Genomic DNA, 17,058 nt, shown 5'->3' on the forward strand with positions numbered 1-17,058 from the left:
GACGAGTCTACCCGGACGCCGCTCGACGCCGGATCGCCGGTCCGGGCGCTAGGCGCGGACCTGTCCCGCGCCGCGCAGCAGCCACTTCGTGCTGGTCAGCTCGGGAAGACCCATGGGGCCCCGAGCGTGCAGCTTCTGCGTCGAGATGCCGACCTCGGCGCCGAACCCGAACTCCCCGCCGTCGGTGAAGCGGGTGGAGGCGTTGACCATCACGACCGCGGAGTCGACCTCGGCGAGGAAGCGCTCGGCGCTCCGGAGGTCGTTCGTCACGATCGACTCGGTGTGGTGGGTGGAGTACCGGTCGATGTGGGCCATCGCGGCGTCGAGGTCGTCGACGATCGCGACGGCGACGTCGAGCGAGTAGTACTCCGCGGACCAGTCCTCATCGGTGGCGGGCACCGCGTCGGGCCAGAGCGCCGCGACGCGCTCGTCGCCGTGCACGGTCACTCCCGCTTCCGCGAGCCGGCCGAGGACGGGCGGGAGGAGGCGCTCGGCGGCGTCGCGGTGGACGAGGAGGGTCTCGAGGGCGTTGCAGGTGCTCGGACGCTGCACCTTGGCGTTGTGGACGATGTCCACGGCCCACTGCTCGTCGGCACTGGCGTCGAGGAAGACGTGGACGACTCCGGCGCCCGTCTCGATCACGGGGACCGTCGACTCCGTCACGACCGACTCGATGAGGCCCGCGCTCCCCCGCGGCACCAGGACGTCGACGTAGCCGCGCGCTCGCATGAGGGCCTTCGCGCCCTCGCGGCCGTGGTCGTCGACCGTCTGCACCAGCTCGGCGGGCAGCCCGACGGAGGCGACGGCCTCCTGCAGCAGCTCCACCAGGACGCGGTTCGTGTTCTCCGCGGCCGAGCCTCCGCGCAGGATCACGGCGTTCCCGCTCTTGAGGGCGAGCGCCGCGATGTCGATGGTGACGTTCGGGCGCGCCTCGTAGATCGCTCCGACCACGCCGAACGGGACCCGCACCTGGGTGAGGGAGGCGCCGTTGGGCAGGTTCGATCCCCGCACCGTCTGCCCGACCGGATCGGTGAGCCCGACGACCGCGACGACGGCGTCGGCGAGGGACCCCAGGCGCGCCGCATCGAGGCGGAGGCGGTCCTGCAGGCCCGCGCTCATGCCGCTCTCGCGACCCCGCTGGAGGTCGAGCTCGTTCGCCGGGACGACGCGCTCGGCGCTCGAGCGCACCGCGTCGGCGATGGCGAGCAGCGCCCGGTTCTTGAGGTCGGTGGTCGCACTGCGGAGGGAGCGCGACGCGACGCGGGAAGCGGCGAACCGCTCGGTCAGCGCACTGCTGTCGGGGGTCGTCTGCGGCATCCGGCCAGTGTAGAGGCAGACGACCCCGGCGGCGGGAGTCAGCTCTCCTCGCCGGCCTCCGTGCCGTCGCCCTCGTCGGCGACGCGCCAGACGCCGCCCTGGCGCTCGCGCTCGAGCTCCGCGCGGGCCTCGGCCTTGGCGTCCATCCGCTCGAAGTAGTCCTCGCGACGCTCGTTGCGGGTCTTGCGCCGGTTGTCCTCGAGGCGGAGGTCCGTTCCGCGGGGCGCGGTGATGAGCTCGGCCGTCGAGGTGAGGGTCGGCTCCCAGTCGAAGACGACGCCGTCGCCGGGGCCGATGACGACGGTGGAGCCGGCGACCGCTCCGGCCGAGAACAGGCCGTTCTCGACTCCGAGCTTGGCCAGGCGGTCGGCGAGGAAGCCGACGGCCTCGTCGTTCGTGAAGTCGGTCTGCGCGACCCAGCGCACGGGCTTGGTGCCCAGGACCCGGTAGACGTTGCCGTACGAGCCGCCCTCGACGCGGATCTCGAAGTCCTTCTCGTCCACGGCGCGGGGGCGGATGGTGATGCGCTCCACCCGCGGCACGGCGGCGAGCTCGAGGCGGTGCTTCTCGACGATCTCGGCGAGGGCGAACGTCAGCTGGCGGAGTCCCGAGTGGCTGACCGTCGAGATCTCGAACACGCGGTAGCCGCGGCCCTCGAGGTCGGCCCGGACGAAGTCGGCCAGTTCCTGGGCCTCGGGCACGTCGACCTTGTTGAGCGCGATCAGCTGCGGCCGCTCGATCAGCGGCACCTGTCCGTCGCCGACGGGGTACGCCGCCAGCTCCCCGAGGATGATGTCGAGGTCGGTCAGCGGGTCGCGGCCGGGCTCGAGCGTGGCGCAGTCGAGCACGTGGACGAGCGCGGTGCAGCGCTCGACGTGGCGGAGGAACTCCAGGCCCAGGCCCTTGCCCTCGCTCGCGCCCTCGATGAGACCGGGCACGTCGGCGACGGTGAACCGCGACTCCCCCGCCTGCACGACGCCGAGGTTGGGCGCGAGGGTCGTGAACGGGTAGTCCGCGATCTTCGGCTTGGCCGCCGAGATCGCCGCGACGAGGCTCGACTTGCCCGCCGAGGGGAACCCGACGAGCGCGACGTCCGCGACGGTCTTCAGCTCGAGGACGACGTCGCCCTCCCAGCCCGGCGTGCCGAGCAGCGCGAAGCCGGGCGCCTTGCGCTTCGTGGTGGCGAGCGAGGCGTTGCCGAGCCCGCCCTGCCCGCCCGGAGCGATGACGAACCGGAGGCCGGGCTCGTCCATGTCGATCAACTGGTCGCCGTCGGGCGACTTGACGACCGTGCCGACCGGGACGGGGAGCTCCATGAGCTCGCCGTTCCCGCCCGCGCGGTGGTCGCCCATGCCGGGACCGCCGTTCTCGGAGCTGCGGTGCGGGTGGCGGTGGTAGGCGAGCAGCGTCGTCGTCTGCGGGTCGGCGACGAGGACGATGTCGCCCCCGTGCCCGCCGTTGCCGCCGTCGGGGCCGGCGAGCGGCTTGAACTTCTCGCGACGGACGGAGACGCAGCCGTTGCCGCCGTGGCCGGCACGCAGATGCAGCGTGACGTTGTCGACGAAGGTGACCATGGTGTGAATCCGTCCGTGAGTGCGTGCGGCGCCGGGATGCCGGCGCCGGGGGGCTGTGCCCCGGTAAACGCGCAAGGGGCGAGCCGAAGCCCGCCCCTTGCGTCCTGTGCCTGTGCGGCCGAGGAGGTCGACCCTACTGGGCGGCCGCCACGATGTTGACGACCTTGCGGCCGCCCTTGCTGCCGAACTCGACAGCGCCCGCCGAGAGGGCGAACAGGGTGTCGTCGCCACCGCGTCCGACGTTCGCGCCGGGGTGGAAGTGGGTGCCGCGCTGGCGGACGATGATCTCGCCCGCGTTCACGACCTGGCCGCCGAAGCGCTTGACGCCGAGACGCTGCGCGTTCGAGTCGCGACCGTTGCGAGTGGAGCTCGCGCCCTTCTTGTGTGCCATTTCTCATCTCCTCGAGACCGGGGGGCCGCAGCCCCGTGCTGTTGCCCTGCAGGGCGATGGCTCGCTCCGCAGGGCAGCTCAATTCCTTTGCAGGACTACTTGATGCCAGTGACCTTGACGCGCGTGAGGTCCTGACGGTGCCCCTGGCGCTTCTTGTAACCGGTCTTGTTCTTGAACTTCTGGATGATGATCTTCGGACCACGGAGGTCCTCGAGCACCTCGGCGGTGACGGTGACGCCCGCGAGGGTCGCCGCGTCCGAGGTGATCGACTCACCGTCGACGAGCAGCACGGCAGGAAGCTGCACAGTGCCGTTCTCGTCGGCCTTGACGCGGTCCATCGTCACGATGGTGCCGACCTCGACCTTCTCCTGCCGACCGCCGGCGCGCACAACTGCGTAAACCACTTCTCGTACCTGTTTCTCGTCTGGACGGAGCGGAGGCCTCGTCCGGGGCTTGTAGGGACGGGGCTGAGCCCCGGTCTTCCGGTTCGTACCCGTCTCCTCACGACACGAGGGAACCGGCACCGCGGCCCGCGCCCCGTGAGGGGCGGAGCGACAACGGAAATCTGCGTGAGCACATGGATCGCGCCACACCAACGGTCAAGAGTACGGGATCCGCGCTCCACGGTCAAACGCACACGACTGTGAAGCCGTGTCCACCCGACCGGCGACCCCGTCACGATAGTCGAGGAGGAGGCGCGTGGACGGACGGCGCGCCGCCTACGATCGGGGAATGGCCATCCTCGTCGACGCCGCGCGCTGGCCGGCGCACGGCCGGCTGTGGGCGCACCTCGTGAGCGACGTCTCGCTCGAGGAGCTCCACGACTTCGCGCGCCGTCTCGGCGTGCCCGAGCGCGGCTTCGACCTGGACCACTACGACGTGCCCGAGGAGCGGATCGACGAGCTCGTCGCCGCGGGCGCGGTCCCCGTCGGCGCGCGGGAGCTGGTCGAGCGGCTGATGCGGAGCGGGCTCCGCGTCCGCGGGCGCGACCGGGATGCCGAGAGGGCCCGGCGCCGGCTCTCGCCGGGCACCGGGCCCTCCTGACACCGGGTCGCGCTACTGGTCGGCGCGGCGCGGGGTCTGCTCGGGGATGACCGCGACTCCGGTGAGCGCGGCCGTCGTGACGCGCCGGCTCTTCGCACGGCCCTGGCCGGGCTGCTTCGGGGCCGGCAGAGCGTCGAGCACGGAGTCGAGCAGGTGCTCGGCGACCTCGCTGCGGACGCGGCGCGGAGGCGTGACCGGCGCGATCGGGATGTCGAGGATCGGCGCGGCAGCGGCCGGCTCGATCTCCTTCTCGACCGGGGTCTCGACGGGAGCCGACTCGACGGACGCCGTCTCGGCGGCCTCCTGGCGCGGCTCGCGGTCGCGGCTGCGACGACGGCGCTCGCCCCGGGCGGGACGCTCGCCGCGACGACTCGGCTCGGACGGCTGCTCCTCGGGAGCCGTGGCGGACTCCTCCGGCGCCATGGCCTCGACGGTCTCGGCGGCGTCCTCGACCAGCGCGGCCGCCTCCTCCGCCGCCTGGCGCACGGCCTGGGGGTGGATGGTGCTGGCGGCGATCTGCGCGAGCGCGTTCTTCGCGTCGTCCGTGATGGCGTGGGTGCTGACCGGCTTGGTCACCGGCGCGCCCTGCCCGTTCTGCCCGCCGTTCGAGCGCCCGGAGGCGGCGGGCTGCTGCTCGCCGCCCTTGCCCCGGCGGCGCTGCTCCTGCTGCGGAGCGGCGGTCGACCGGTGCTTGAGCACGGGGTCGTGGTGGACGATGACGCCGCGTCCGGCGCAGATCTCGCAGTTCTCGCTGAAGGTCTCGAGCAGGCCCAGGCCCAGCTTCTTGCGGGTCATCTGCACGAGGCCGAGCGAGGTGACCTCGGCGACCTGGTGCTTCGTCCGGTCGCGGCTCAGGCACTCGACCAGGCGGCGGAGCACGAGGTCGCGGTTGGACTCGAGCACCATGTCGATGAAGTCGACGACGATGATGCCGCCGATGTCGCGCAGGCGCAGCTGGCGGACGATCTCCTCGGCCGCCTCCAGGTTGTTCTTCGTGACCGTCTCCTCGAGGTTCCCGCCCGAGCCGACGAACTTGCCGGTGTTGACGTCGACCACGGTCATCGCCTCGGTGCGGTCGATCACGAGCGAGCCGCCGCTGGGCAGCCAGACCTTGCGCTCCAGCGCCTTCTCGATCTGCTCCGTGATGCGGAACTCGTCGAACGCGTCCTTGTCACCCGTGTAGACCTCGACGCGCTCGAGCAGATCGGGGGCGACCTGGCTGAGGTAGAGCTCGATGGTCTCGCGGGCGTCGTCGCCTGCGATGACCATCTTCTCGAAGTCCTCGTTGAAGACGTCGCGGACGATCTTGATCAGCAGGTCCGGCTCGCTGTGCAGGAGAGCGGGAGCCTGCCCGGTCGCGGCCTTCGCGCTGAGAGCCGTCCACTGCGCGGTCAGGCGCTCGACGTCGACGGTCAGCTGCTCCTCCGTGGCGCCCTCGGCCGCGGTCCGGACGATGACGCCCACGTTCTCGGGCAGCACCTCCTTGAGGATCTTCTTCAGGCGGGCGCGCTCGGTGTCCGGGAGCTTCCGCGAGATGCCGTTCATCGAGCCGTTGGGCACGTAGACGAGGTAGCGGCCGGGGAGCGAGATCTGGCTCGTGAGACGGGCGCCCTTGTGGCCGACGGGGTCCTTCGTGACCTGGACGAGGACCCGGTCGCCGGGCTTGAGCGCGAGCTCGATCCGGCGGGGGCCGCCGGCGTTGTTCGCGGCGTCCCAGTCGACCTCGCCGGAGTAGAGCACGGCGTTGCGCCCGCGTCCGATGTCGACGAAGGCGGCCTCCATGCTCGGGAGGACGTTCTGCACGCGGCCGAGGTAGACGTTGCCGATGAGCGACGCCTCCTGCGAGCGGGCGACGTAGTGCTCGGCGAGGACGCCGTCCTCGAGCACGCCGATGCGGATGCTGTCCTCCTTCGAGCGGACGACCATGACGCGGTCGACGGCCTCCCGGCGGGCGAGGAACTCGGACTCGGTGACGACCGTGCGGCGCCGGCCGGCGTCGCGGCCGTCGCGGCGGCGCTGCTTCTTGGCCTCGAGGCGGGTCGAGCCCTTGATGCGCTGCGGCTCGGTGATGAGCTCGGGCTCGCGGGCCTCGCGCTGCTCGCGCGGCTGGCGGACCCGGACGACGGTGTTCTCGGGGTCGTCGGAGCCGGACCTCTCGCTCTCGCCGCTGCGGCGGCGCGAGCGGCGGCGGACGGAGCCCTGCTCCTCGGCCGGGCTCTCGCGCTCCTCATGGACGCCCAGCGGCGCACCGCGGGGAGGCAGCGGAGCCAGCTCGACGTAGTCGGGCAGGACCGGCGCCTGGAACAGCAGCGACGGGCTCGGCAGTGCGGGCCGTCGCGGCTCCTCCTGCTCGGCGCCCGGAGTCTGCGGGAGGGCGTTGAAGAACACCGCGCCCGTCGACGTCGACGGCTCGGCCGCCTCCGCGGCGCTCCCGGTCTCGGGCAGCTCGGCGCCCTCGGCTCCGGTCTGGTCGGTCTCGTTGCTGTCGATGATCGTCTCCCCTGTCGCTGGCGCGCTCGACTCGGTCCGCCGGGTCGCCCGGCGGCCACCGAAGAGGCGGCTGATCTTCCTGGCCCCGCTGCGGGGCTCGTCGCGGTCCCGATCGGATCCGCTCGTACTGTTGTCTTCCACCATTCCTGGTGCACTCCTCGGCCGGGTCGTCCGCCGCGTCGTCTTCCCGGATGCTTCTCTCGTGCGAGGGGCCTCGGCCCGCCGCGAATCCTTCCGCTCCCCCGGTCCCGTCGCGCTCGTGGCGCGGGACTCCGGTTGCAGCTGCACTCTCGGAACTGACTATCCGACACGCGCTCCTCCGCGGTGCGACCTGCGGTCGACTCCCGGCGGAGCGGAGATCCGGCGCGTCCATTCGCGGAACGCTGTCGATCTCCTGTGGCCCGGTACTCGCCCGGTAAACCTTCTTCGCGTCGATGCGGGGTCCCCCGGACCGACGGCTCCGATTATCGCACGCATTCCCAGAGGCGCCGATCCGGCGCGTGCCATAATCCCCCGGTGTCCAGCGATCCCGGGGTGCGCGACGCCCCCACCCAGCAGCGCCCCGTCGTCTTCGCCGTCCTGCTGATCGTCCTCGGCGTGATCGGCTGGACCGCCGCCTTCGCCCTCACGAACGACAAGTTCGCCGCTCTCGAGAACCCGGATGCGGGCCTCGGCTGCGACTTCAGCCTGCTCGTGCAGTGCAGTGCGAACCTGAACTCGGCGCAGGGCGCGGTCTTCGGCTTCCCGAACCCTCTCATCGGCCTGGCGGCCTGGATCGCGCCGATCGTGGTGGGGTTGGGCCTGCTCGCGGGCGCCCGGTTCGACCGATGGTTCTGGGCGTCCTTCAACGTCGGCTTCCTGCTGGCCCTGGTGTTCGTGGGCTGGCTCATCGCGACGAGCGTCTTCGCGCTCGGGACGCTCTGCCCCTGGTGCATGCTCACCTGGGCCGTCGTCATCCCGGGCTTCTGGCTGGTGACGCTCCGCAACCTCCGTGAGGGCGTGTTCCCCGCCCCCGCCGGGGTGCGCCGCTTCGCGGGTGCCGCCTACGGCTGGGTCCCGTTCATCACGCTGCTCTGCTACCTGCTGATCGCGGTGATCGCGCAGGTGAGGCTGAACGTGCTCGCCTACCTCTGACGGACGTCGTCAGAGGCAGGCGGCCGAGCGGCTCAGGCGAACCAGAGGCCGAGCTCGCGCGCGGCCGATTCCTCGGAGTCGGACCCGTGCACGAGGTTCTGCTGGACCTTGAGGCCCCAGTCGCGGCCGAGGTCGCCGCGGATGGTGCCGGGAGCGGCCGTGGTCGGGTCGGTGGTGCCGGCGAGGGCGCGGAAGCCCTCGATCACGCGGTCGCCCGCGATGCGCAGGGCGACGATCGGGCCGCTCTCCATGAACTCGACGAGCGGCTCGTAGAAGGGCTTGCCCTCGTGCTCGGCGTAGTGGGCGGCGAGCAGCTCGCGGTCGGCCTCGACGAGCTTCACGTCGACGAGGGAGTAGCCCTTCGCCTCGATGCGGCGGAGGATCTCGCCGGTGAGGTTGCGGGCGACGCCGTCGGGCTTGACGAGGACGAGGGTCTCCTGGGTGGCCATGGTTCAGCGGTCTCCTTCGGTGGGGTCGGTGGGCTCCGCCGCCCGGCGCGTCTGAGCGTCGAGGCGGGTGCCGGTCACCATGCAGTACGTCCACAGCGCCACGAAGGCGGCGCCGATCACGTACATGATCGGGACCAGCAGGCCCGAGGCCACGATAACGAACTGGAGCACCCAGCCGATGCGGAAGCCGACCGGCCGGTTCAGCAGGCCCAGAGTGGCGACGAGCGCGAGGCAGACCACCGCTCCCCCGACCAGCACGACCACGGGGTCGGCCGCCTTCAGCCCGAAGGCGACCAGGGTGGCGAGGAAGACGATGACCGCCTCGAAGCCGAGCACGATCGAGCCGAGGCTCTCCCGGACGGTCCGCGAGCGCCGCGGGCGTCCGGCCCTCACGCGCCCATCCAGTTCTCGTCGCGGGCCGCGGTGATCGTGCGGCCGACGAGGGTGATCGAGCCCGTGACCAGCAGGGCGCCCTTGTCGGTGCGCGCCGCGAGGACGCGACCGGCCGTGAGAGCACCCAGCGGGTCGTCGGCGACGCGGACCGCCTCCTCCGGGAACACGGTGCGGGCGAGCGCGGCGAGCTCCTCGGCGGGCATCGCCCGATCGCTCGGCGCCGTGGTCAGGATCAGCTCGTCCACCACGGGGCGGAGCTCCCGGAGGATCCCCTCGGCGTCCTTCTCGGCCAGCACGCCGAGGACGGCCGTCACGCGGTCGAAGTCGAAGTAGCGGCCGAGAGCGGCGGCGAGGGACGCGGCACCGTGCGGGTTGTGCGCCGCGTCGACGACGGTGCGCGGAGCGAGTCCGACGAGCTGCAGGCGGCCCGGGGAGGTCGCGGCGGCGAAGCCCTCGTCGAGGACGTCGCCGGTGAGCTCCTGCGTCCCGCCTCCCAGGAACGTCTCGACCGCGGCGACGGCCACGGCGGCGTTCTCGGCCTGGTGGTCGCCGAAGAACGGCAGCAGCAGCTGCTCGTACGTGGTGACGAGTCCCCGGACGGTGACGACCTGGCCGCCGACGGCGACGGTCGTCGACTCGACGTCGAACTCCGCCCCCTCGACGACGATCGTCGACTCGGTGGCCTCGGCCGCGTGCCGCAGCACCGCCTCCGCCTCCGGGACCTGCCTCGCGGAGACCACCGATGCGAGCGGCTTGACGATGCCCGACTTGGTGCGCGCGATCTCCTCGATCGTCGAGCCGAGGCGGTCGGTGTGGTCGAGGGCGATCGGCGTGAAGACGGCGACCTGCGCGTCGGCGACGTTCGTCGAGTCCCACTCGCCGCCCATCCCCACCTCGACGACGGCCACATCGACCGGCGCGTCGGCGAAGGCCGCGTAGGCCAGGACGGTGATCGCCTCGAAGAAGGACAGCGGCGCCTCGCCCTGCTCGGCCAGCTCGGCGTCGGTCATCCGCAGGTACGGCTCGACGTCCTGCCAGTTGTCGGCGAGGCTCCGGTCCGAGATCGGCTCTCCGTCGATGACGATGCGCTCGTTGAAGCGCTCGAGGTGCGGACTGGTGAACAGGCCCACCCGCAGCCCGTGGGCGCGCAGCAGGCTCTCGATCATCCGGCTGGTCGAGGTCTTGCCGTTGGTTCCGGCGATCTGGATCACCGGGTAGGCGCGCTGCGGGTCGCCGAGGATCTCGACGGCGCGCCGGGTCGGAGCGAGGCGCGGGCGGACGCTCGCCTCGCCCAGGCGCTCCAGCAGCGCGGCGTAGACGGCGTCGGCGGCCGCGCGGTCGGCGTCGTCCGGCTCGAACGGATCAGACATCGGCGGCCTCGACCTTCTCGACGCGGATGATGGCGGTGCCCGCGGGGCCGACGGCGATCGCGCCCTCGCCGCCCTCGAGAGCCGTGGTGAGCGGAGTGAACGCGCATCCGGTCGCGAGGGTCTCCTCCGCGATCCAGAGCGCGTGCGGCTCGAGCGCCTGCAGGCTCGGCTCGTCGAGCACGACCTCCAGGACGATCCGGTCGCTGACCTCGAACCCGGCCGCCTTGCGGGCGTCCTGCACCGCGCGGATGAGGTCGCGGGCGAGCCCCTCCGCTTCGAGCTCGGGGGTGGTCGCCGTGTCGAGGAGCACGAAGCCCCCGCGCGGGAGCAGGGCGATGGCGCGGTCGTCGCCGGCCGAGCCGCCGACCTCGAGCGTGAGCTCGTACTCGCCCTCGACCAGCTCGACGCCGCCGGCGGTGACGACGCCGTCCGTCTCGCTCCAGTCGCCGGCCTTGGCGGCCCTGATCACGGTCTGCACGCCCTTGCCGAGCCGGGGCCCGGCGGCGCGCGCGTTGACCGCGAGACGGGAGGTGACGCCGTAGTCGGCGGCGCTGGAGTCGACCAGCGGCACCAGCGACACCTCCTTCACGTTCAGCTCGTCGCGGAGGATCGCCTCGAACGGCGCGAGCTCGGCGGCGTCGGCGACCACCACGGTCAGGCGCGCGAGCGGCAGGCGGACGCGGAGCCCGGCCTGCTTGCGGAGGGAGAGCGCGGTGGACGAGATGCCGCGGACCGCGTCCATCGCGTGCACGAGCGCCGGGTCGGCGGGGAACTCGTCCGCCTCCGGCCAGTCGGTGAGGTGGACGCTGCGGCCGCCGGTCAGGCCCTGCCAGATCTGCTCCGTGACGAGAGGCAGGAGCGGGGCGGCGACGCGGCACACGGTCTCGAGGACCGTGTAGAGCGTGTCGAACGCCTCCGATCCGCGGCCGTCCTCGTCGACGCCCTGCCAGAAGCGGTCGCGGGAGCGGCGCACGTACCAGTTCGTGAGCACGTCGCTGAAGTCGCGGAGCGCGGCGGCCGCGAGCGTGGAGTCCAGCGCCTCGAGCCGGCCGGTCACGGTCTCGACCAGATCGCGGGTCTTGGCCAGCAGGTAGCGGTCGAGGACGTCCTCGGAGCCGGTGCGCCTGGTCGCCTCGTAGCCGCCGCCCGCCGAGGCGTTGGCGTAGAGGGAGAAGAAGTACCAGGTGCTCCACAGCGGCAGCAGCACCTGGCGGACGCCCTCGCGGATGCCCTCCTCCGTCACGACGAGGTTGCCGCCCCGGAGGACCGGGCTCGACATCAGGAACCAGCGCATGGCGTCGGAGCCGTCGCGGTCGAAGACCTCGGCCACGTCCGGGTAGTTGCGCAGCGACTTGGACATCTTCTGCCCGTCGTTGCCCAGCACGATGCCGTGGCTGACCACGTTGCGGAACGCCGGGCGGTCGAAGAGCGCGGTGGAGAGCACGTGCAGCGTGTAGAACCAGCCGCGCGTCTGCCCGATGTACTCGACGATGAAGTCCGCCGGGTTGTGGGTGTCGAACCAGTCCGCGTTCTCGAACGGGTAGTGCACCTGGGCGAAGGGCATCGATCCGGAGTCGAACCAGACGTCGAGGACGTCGCTGATCCGGCGCATCGTCGAGCGCCCGGTCGGGTCGTCGGGGTTCGGGCGGGTCAGCTCGTCGATGAACGGCCGGTGCAGGTCGTCCGGGCGCACGCCGAAGTCGCGCTCCAGCTCGTCCAGCGAGCCGTAGACGTCGATCCGCGGGTACTCCGGGTCGTCGCTCTTCCACACCGGGATCGGCGAGCCGAAGTAGCGGTTGCGGCTGATGGACCAGTCGCGCGCGCCCGAGAGCCACTTGCCGAACTGGCCGTCCTTGACGTTCTCGGGGACCCAGGTGATCTCCTGGTTGAGCTCCTCCATGCGGTCGCGGATCGCGGTGACGCGGACGAACCAGCTCGAGACCGCCTTGTAGATCAGCGGATTGCGGCAGCGCCAGCAGTGCGGGTACGAGTGCTCGTAGCTCGCCTGGCGGAGCAGCCGGTGGCCCGCGCGCAGGAGCTGCGTGAGGGGCTTGTTCGCGTCGAAGACCTGGAGGCCGGCGACCTCGCTGATCTGCGGCAGGAAGCGGCCGCCGTCGTCGACCGAGATGATGACGGGGATGCCCGCCGCCTCGCAGACCTTCTGGTCGTCCTCGCCGTAGGCGGGCGCCTGGTGCACGATGCCGGTGCCCTCGCTGGTCGTCACGTAGTCGGCGACGAGGATTCGCCACGCGTTCTGCGTGCCCCAGGCCTCGGTGTCCGCGTAGTGGTCCCAGAGGCGGTCGTAGCTGATCCCCTCGAGCTCGGAGCCGCGGTGGGTGCGCGAGACGGCGGCCAGGGCCGACTCCGCGTCCGGATAGCCGAGGTCCTTCGCGTAGGCGCCGACCTGGTCGATGGCGAGCAGGTACTCGGCCGAGAGCTCGCGCTCCTCGGGCTCGCCCCTGCCGTCGGCCGCGCCGTTCGGGCCGGCGGGGACGACCGCGTACTCGATGTCGGGCCCGACGGCGAGCGCGAGGTTCGTCGGCAGCGTCCACGGCGTCGTCGTCCACGCGAGAGCGCGGACCGCCGTCAGCTGGAGCGCCTCCGCCGTCTCGCCGACCAGCGGGAAGGTGACGGTGACCGTCTGGTCCTGGCGCATCTTGTAGACGTCGTCGTCCATCCGCAGCTCGTGGTTCGAGAGCGGCGTCTGGTCGCGCCAGCAGTACGGCAGCACGCGGTGGCCCTCGTAGGCGAGGCCCTTGTCGTAGAGCTGCTTGAACGCCCAGATCACCGACTCCATGAAGGTGGGGTCGAGCGTCTTGTAGTCGTCGTCGAAGTCGACCCAGCGCGCCTGGCGGGTGACGTAGTCCTGCCACTCCCCGGTGTAGCGCAGCACCGACTCCTTCGCGGCGGCGTTGAAGGCCGCGACGCCCATCTCCTCGATCTGGGACTTGTCGGTGATGCCGAGCTGCCGCTCCGCCTCGAGCTCGGCGGGCAGGCCGTGGGTGTCCCAGCCGAAGCGGCGGTGCACCTGGCGTCCGCGCATCGTCTCGAAGCGGGGGAAGACGTCCTTGGCGTAGCCGGTGAGGAGGTGCCCGTAGTGCGGCAGGCCGTTGGCGAAGGGCGGGCCGTCGTAGAAGACCCACTCCGGCGCTCCCTCGCGCTGCCGGATCGACTCCTGGAAGGTGTCGTCCGCCTTCCAGTACGCGAGCACGCGCTCCTCGATCTCGGGGAAGCGCGGCGACGGGGACACGCCCCGGCCGAACGCGGAGCCCTCGGTTGGCTCGGCTCCGTGCGGGGTGGGCGGGGTCAGGGGGTAGGTCACGTGCGGTCTCCTGGCAGTGCTGCTGGTCTGCACGAGGACGGCCCGCCCGGATCTCAGACCCCGGGCCGGGTCGCGGTACCACCTCGCTTGGACCGGTCGGCCGGTCGCTCCCGGAGGAGTGCCCGCTGACGCGTTCCCACTCGATCGGCTGTCACGGGCCGCACCCGTCCGGGTCTACTGAGCGCAGGCCGGAGCCGGCGCCGTTCTTCCGGAGACTCACCGGTGATGGCCGGGTCGAAGTCGTCCGGCGCTATCCTAGCGCGTCGGGGGAAGCGGAGCAGGAGCGGGTCATGGTGCGAGGAGTGCAGCGCGGACGGCCCCGCGCGTCGTCGCGCTCCATGCTGGAGGACGCCGCTCTGGACCTCTTCGTCGAGCAGAGCTACGCGGGCACGACGATCGAGCAGATCGCCCAGCGCGCGGGCGTCTCGCGCAACACCTTCTTCAACTACTTCGAGTCCAAGAGCGACGTCTTCTGGGTGCTGGTCGACGATCGGCTGGCCGAGCTCCCGGAGGCGCTGGCCGAGACGGCGGCCGGGGCGCCGGTGATGGACGCGCTCGGCGACGCGCTGCTCGCGATCGGCTCCGGCTTCGGACCCGCGACGGTGCCGTGGGTGCTCACCCAGTCCGAGATGATCGGCAGCGTCCACGAGCTGCAGGCGTCGGCCCTCGGCCGCCTCGCCCGGCAGGCGGCCGTGATCGCCCGCTTCGTGGAGGAGCGGAGCGCGCGCCCGCTGCCCTCGCACCTCTCGCGCGCCATCGCCTACGCGAGCGTCGGAGCCGCGGTGGCGGCCGTGCAGGCCTGGGCCGCGGCGGGCCCCACCCGCGGCGAGCTCGTGCCCTACCTCGACGAGGCGCTCGCGCCCGTCCGCGCCGGCTTCGCCCCCGTCGTCGACTGACCCGGCTCCCGCCGCTCCGGTAGAATCGTCGCGGCCGGCGGGCGACTCGCCCCGGAGCCCCCATCCAGGCACCATCACCACCGACACGGTGCCGCCCATAGCGAACCGGAGCATCATGACCCTCGCCGACCGCCTCCCCGCGAAGCCCGCCCTCGAGGGCCTGGAGGGCACGTGGGGCCTCCGCTGGCAGGCCGACGGGACCTACCGGTTCGACCGCACCGGCCTCACCCGCGCCGACGTCTACTCGATCGACACCCCGCCGCCCACCGCGTCCGGGTCGCTGCACATCGGGCACGTCTTCTCCTACACGCACACCGACGTCGTCGCGCGGTTCCAGCGGATGCGCGGCAAGAGCGTCTTCTACCCGATGGGCTGGGACGACAACGGCCTGCCCACCGAGCGCCGCGTGCAGAACTACTACGGTGTGCGCTGCGACCCGACGCTCCCCTACGAGCCCGGCTTCACGCCTCCGTTCGAGGGCGGCGACAACAAGAGCAGCAAGGCCGCCGACCAGAAGCCGATCTCGCGCCGCAACTTCGTCGAGCTGTGCGAGCGCCTCACCGTCGAGGACGAGAAGCAGTTCGAGGACGTCTGGCGGGCCCTGGGCCTGTCCGTCGACTGGTCGCAGAGCTACCGGACCATCGGCGACGAGTCGCAGGCCGCCTCGCAGCGCGCCTTCCTCCGCAACCTCGCCCGCGGCGAGGCCTACCAGGCGCAGGCCCCGACGCTCTGGGACATCACCTTCCGGACCGCCGTCGCCCAGGCGGAGCTCGAGGACAAGGACCAGCCCGGCGCCTACCACCGCCTCGGCTTCCACCGCGAGGGCGGCGAGGACGTCTTCATCGAGACGACCCGTCCCGAGCTGCTGCCGGCCTGCGTCGCCCTCGTCGCGCACCCCGACGACGAGCGCTACCAGGCGCTGTTCGGCACCACCGTCCGCACGCCGCTCTTCGACGTCGAGGTCCCGGTGCTCGCGCACCACCTCGCGCAGAAGGACAAGGGCTCGGGCATCGCGATGATCTGCACCTTCGGCGACATCACGGACGTGGTCTGGTGGCGCGAGCTCGACCTGCCCAACCGCGCGATCATCGGCTTCGACGGCCGCCTGATCTCGGAGGCGCCCGCCGCGATCACGAGCGACGGGGGCCGCGCCGCGTACGAGCAGCTCGCCGGCAAGACCGTCTTCTCCGCGAAGCAGGCCGTCGTGGCACTGCTGAAGGAGTCCGGCGAGATGGTCGGCGACCCGCGCCCCATCACCCACCAGGTCAAGTTCTTCGAGAAGGGCGACAAGCCGCTCGAGATCGTGTCGACCCGCCAGTGGTACATCGGCAACGGCGCTCGCGACGCGGTGCTCAAGGAGCGCCTGCTGGAGCTCGGCCGCGACGTGCGCTTCGTGCCGGAGTTCATGCGCGTCCGCTACGAGAACTGGGTGAACGGCCTCTCCGGCGACTGGCTGATCTCGCGCCAGCGCTTCTTCGGCGTGCCGATCCCGGTGTGGTACCCGCTCGACGGCGACGGCAACCCCGTCTTCGACTCCCCGATCGTGCCGGACGAGGCGGCGCTGCCGGTGGATCCCTCCAGCGACCCGGCCCCCGGCTACACGGAGGACCAGCGCGGAGCGGCGGGCGGCTTCCAGGGCGAGCTCGACGTGATGGACACCTGGGCGACCTCCTCGCTGACCCCGCAGCTCGCGGGCGGCTGGGAGCGGGACGACGAGCTCTGGCAGCTGGTCGCTCCCTACGACCTGCGCCCGCAGGGCCAGGACATCATCCGCACCTGGCTCTTCTCGACCCTCCTGCGCTCGCAGCTCGAGGACGGCCGCGCCCCGTGGAGCACGGCGACCGTCTCCGGCTTCATCGTCGACCCCGACCGCAAGAAGATGTCGAAGTCGAAGGGCAACGTGGTCACTCCCGCCGCGATGCTCGAGCAGCACGGCTCGGACGCGGTCCGCTACTGGGCCGCCTCCTCGCGCCTGGGTACCGACGCGGCCTTCGACCCGCAGAACCCGACGCAGATCAAGATCGGCCGCCGACTGGCGATCAAGATCCTCAACGCGGCGAAGTTCATCCACGGCTTCCCTCTCGCCGAGGGCGCCGAGGTCACCGACCCTCTCGACCTCAGCATGCTGGCCACCCTCGACACCGTGGTCGCCGACGCGACGACGGCGCTCGAGAACTACGACCACGCCCGCGCTCTCGAGACGACGGAGGCGTTCTTCTGGACGTTCTGCGACGACTACCTGGAGCTGGTGAAGGAGCGCGCGTACAGCGAGGACGGCGCGTCCGCCGCGGCCGCCCTGCACCGGGCGCTCGACGTCCTCCAGCGCCTGTTCGCGCCGTTCCTGCCGTTCGCGACGGAGGAGACCTGGTCGTGGTCGCACGACGACTCGGTGCACCTGCGCCCCTGGCCGACCGTCGAGGGACTGGGCGGTGACCCCGCCGTCCTGGCCGCGGCGAGCTCGGTCCTCACGGCCATCCGGCGCGCGAAGACCGATGCGAAGGCCTCGCAGAAGACGCCGGCCCGCTCCGCCCTGGTGACGGCGCCCGCCGAGCTCGTCGCGTCCCTCCGGCTCGCCGCGGGAGACCTCGCGGCCGTCGGCAGGATCGCGGCGCTCGACTTCGCCGAGGGCGACGCCCTCGCGGTCGGCATCGAGCTCGAGACCGAGGCGTAGCGCCGCT

Annotated in this window: 13 protein-coding genes; 4 read left to right on the forward strand and 9 right to left on the reverse strand. The window is 71.9% G+C overall.

Annotation, left to right across the window (positions count from 1 at the left end):
* Positions 1–48: 48 nt before the first annotated feature.
* From C5B95_RS07560 to rplU, 4 genes are all read right to left on the reverse strand, one after another.
* Positions 49–1,317, reverse strand: a complete 1,269-nt coding sequence (locus tag C5B95_RS07560; RefSeq protein ID WP_104348868.1) for a glutamate-5-semialdehyde dehydrogenase — start codon at positions 1,315–1,317, stop codon at positions 49–51.
* Between the two features lie 38 nt (positions 1,318–1,355).
* A complete protein-coding gene (gene obgE, locus C5B95_RS07565) occupies positions 1,356–2,891 on the reverse strand; it encodes a GTPase ObgE (RefSeq protein ID WP_104223681.1) in 1,536 nt (511 codons plus the stop codon).
* Between the two features lie 133 nt (positions 2,892–3,024).
* Positions 3,025–3,282: a 50S ribosomal protein L27 gene (gene rpmA, locus C5B95_RS07570; RefSeq protein WP_068209107.1), complete on the reverse strand. Its 258-nt coding sequence runs from the start codon at positions 3,280–3,282 to the stop codon at positions 3,025–3,027.
* A gap of 95 nt (positions 3,283–3,377) precedes the next feature.
* Positions 3,378–3,686, reverse strand: a complete 309-nt coding sequence (gene rplU / locus C5B95_RS07575; protein ID WP_104223682.1) for a 50S ribosomal protein L21 — start codon at positions 3,684–3,686, stop codon at positions 3,378–3,380.
* Between the two features lie 328 nt (positions 3,687–4,014).
* On the opposite strand from rplU, the gene C5B95_RS07580 reads away from it, so the two are divergent.
* Entirely contained in the window at positions 4,015–4,326 is a 312-nt protein-coding gene (locus C5B95_RS07580) for a DUF4031 domain-containing protein (protein ID WP_104348869.1), read from the forward strand.
* 12 nt (positions 4,327–4,338) lie between these two features.
* Here the strand turns inward: C5B95_RS07580 and C5B95_RS07585 are convergent, their stop codons facing one another.
* The gene (locus C5B95_RS07585) at positions 4,339–6,960 is read right to left on the reverse strand and encodes an Rne/Rng family ribonuclease (RefSeq protein ID WP_104348870.1); all 2,622 of its coding nucleotides are present in this window, start codon (positions 6,958–6,960) and stop codon (positions 4,339–4,341) included.
* A 372-nt stretch (positions 6,961–7,332) separates the two neighbouring features.
* On the opposite strand from C5B95_RS07585, the gene C5B95_RS07590 reads away from it, so the two are divergent.
* A complete protein-coding gene (locus tag C5B95_RS07590; protein WP_258059863.1) occupies positions 7,333–7,950 on the forward strand; it encodes a vitamin K epoxide reductase family protein in 618 nt (205 codons plus the stop codon).
* 32 nt (positions 7,951–7,982) lie between these two features.
* On the opposite strand, the gene ndk is transcribed toward C5B95_RS07590, so the two are convergent.
* Genes ndk through ileS form a run of 4 tightly spaced genes read right to left on the reverse strand, consistent with a single transcriptional unit; the run spans position 7,983 to position 13,484 of the window.
* Positions 7,983–8,399 carry a nucleoside-diphosphate kinase gene (gene ndk / locus C5B95_RS07595; RefSeq protein ID WP_104223686.1) on the reverse strand — a complete coding sequence of 139 codons (417 nt, stop codon included), beginning with the start codon at positions 8,397–8,399 and terminating at the stop codon, positions 7,983–7,985.
* Positions 8,400–8,402: 3 nt separating this feature from the next.
* A complete protein-coding gene (locus tag C5B95_RS07600; RefSeq protein WP_104262805.1) occupies positions 8,403–8,792 on the reverse strand; it encodes a DUF4233 domain-containing protein in 390 nt (129 codons plus the stop codon).
* Positions 8,789–10,162: a folylpolyglutamate synthase/dihydrofolate synthase family protein gene (locus C5B95_RS07605; protein ID WP_104327685.1), complete on the reverse strand. Its 1,374-nt coding sequence runs from the start codon at positions 10,160–10,162 to the stop codon at positions 8,789–8,791. The genes C5B95_RS07600 and C5B95_RS07605 overlap by 4 nt, the downstream gene beginning before the upstream one ends.
* Complete coding sequence (ileS, locus tag C5B95_RS07610; protein ID WP_374954092.1) at positions 10,155–13,484, reverse strand: isoleucine--tRNA ligase; 3,330 nt, start codon at positions 13,482–13,484, stop codon at positions 10,155–10,157. The genes C5B95_RS07605 and ileS overlap by 8 nt, the downstream gene beginning before the upstream one ends.
* Before the next feature lie 290 nt (positions 13,485–13,774).
* Between ileS and C5B95_RS07615 the strand changes: the two genes are divergently transcribed.
* Positions 13,775–14,380 (forward strand): TetR/AcrR family transcriptional regulator, encoded by a 606-nt coding sequence (locus C5B95_RS07615; protein ID WP_104239720.1) that lies wholly within the window; start codon positions 13,775–13,777, stop codon positions 14,378–14,380.
* Between the two features lie 115 nt (positions 14,381–14,495).
* A complete protein-coding gene (gene valS, locus C5B95_RS07620) occupies positions 14,496–17,051 on the forward strand; it encodes a valine--tRNA ligase (RefSeq protein WP_104348872.1) in 2,556 nt (851 codons plus the stop codon).
* Positions 17,052–17,058 lie beyond the last annotated feature (7 nt).

It is taken from the genome of Rathayibacter sp. AY1A7 (genome assembly GCF_002930845.1).
In the GTDB taxonomy this organism is placed as follows: Bacteria; Actinomycetota; Actinomycetes; order Actinomycetales; family Microbacteriaceae; genus Rathayibacter.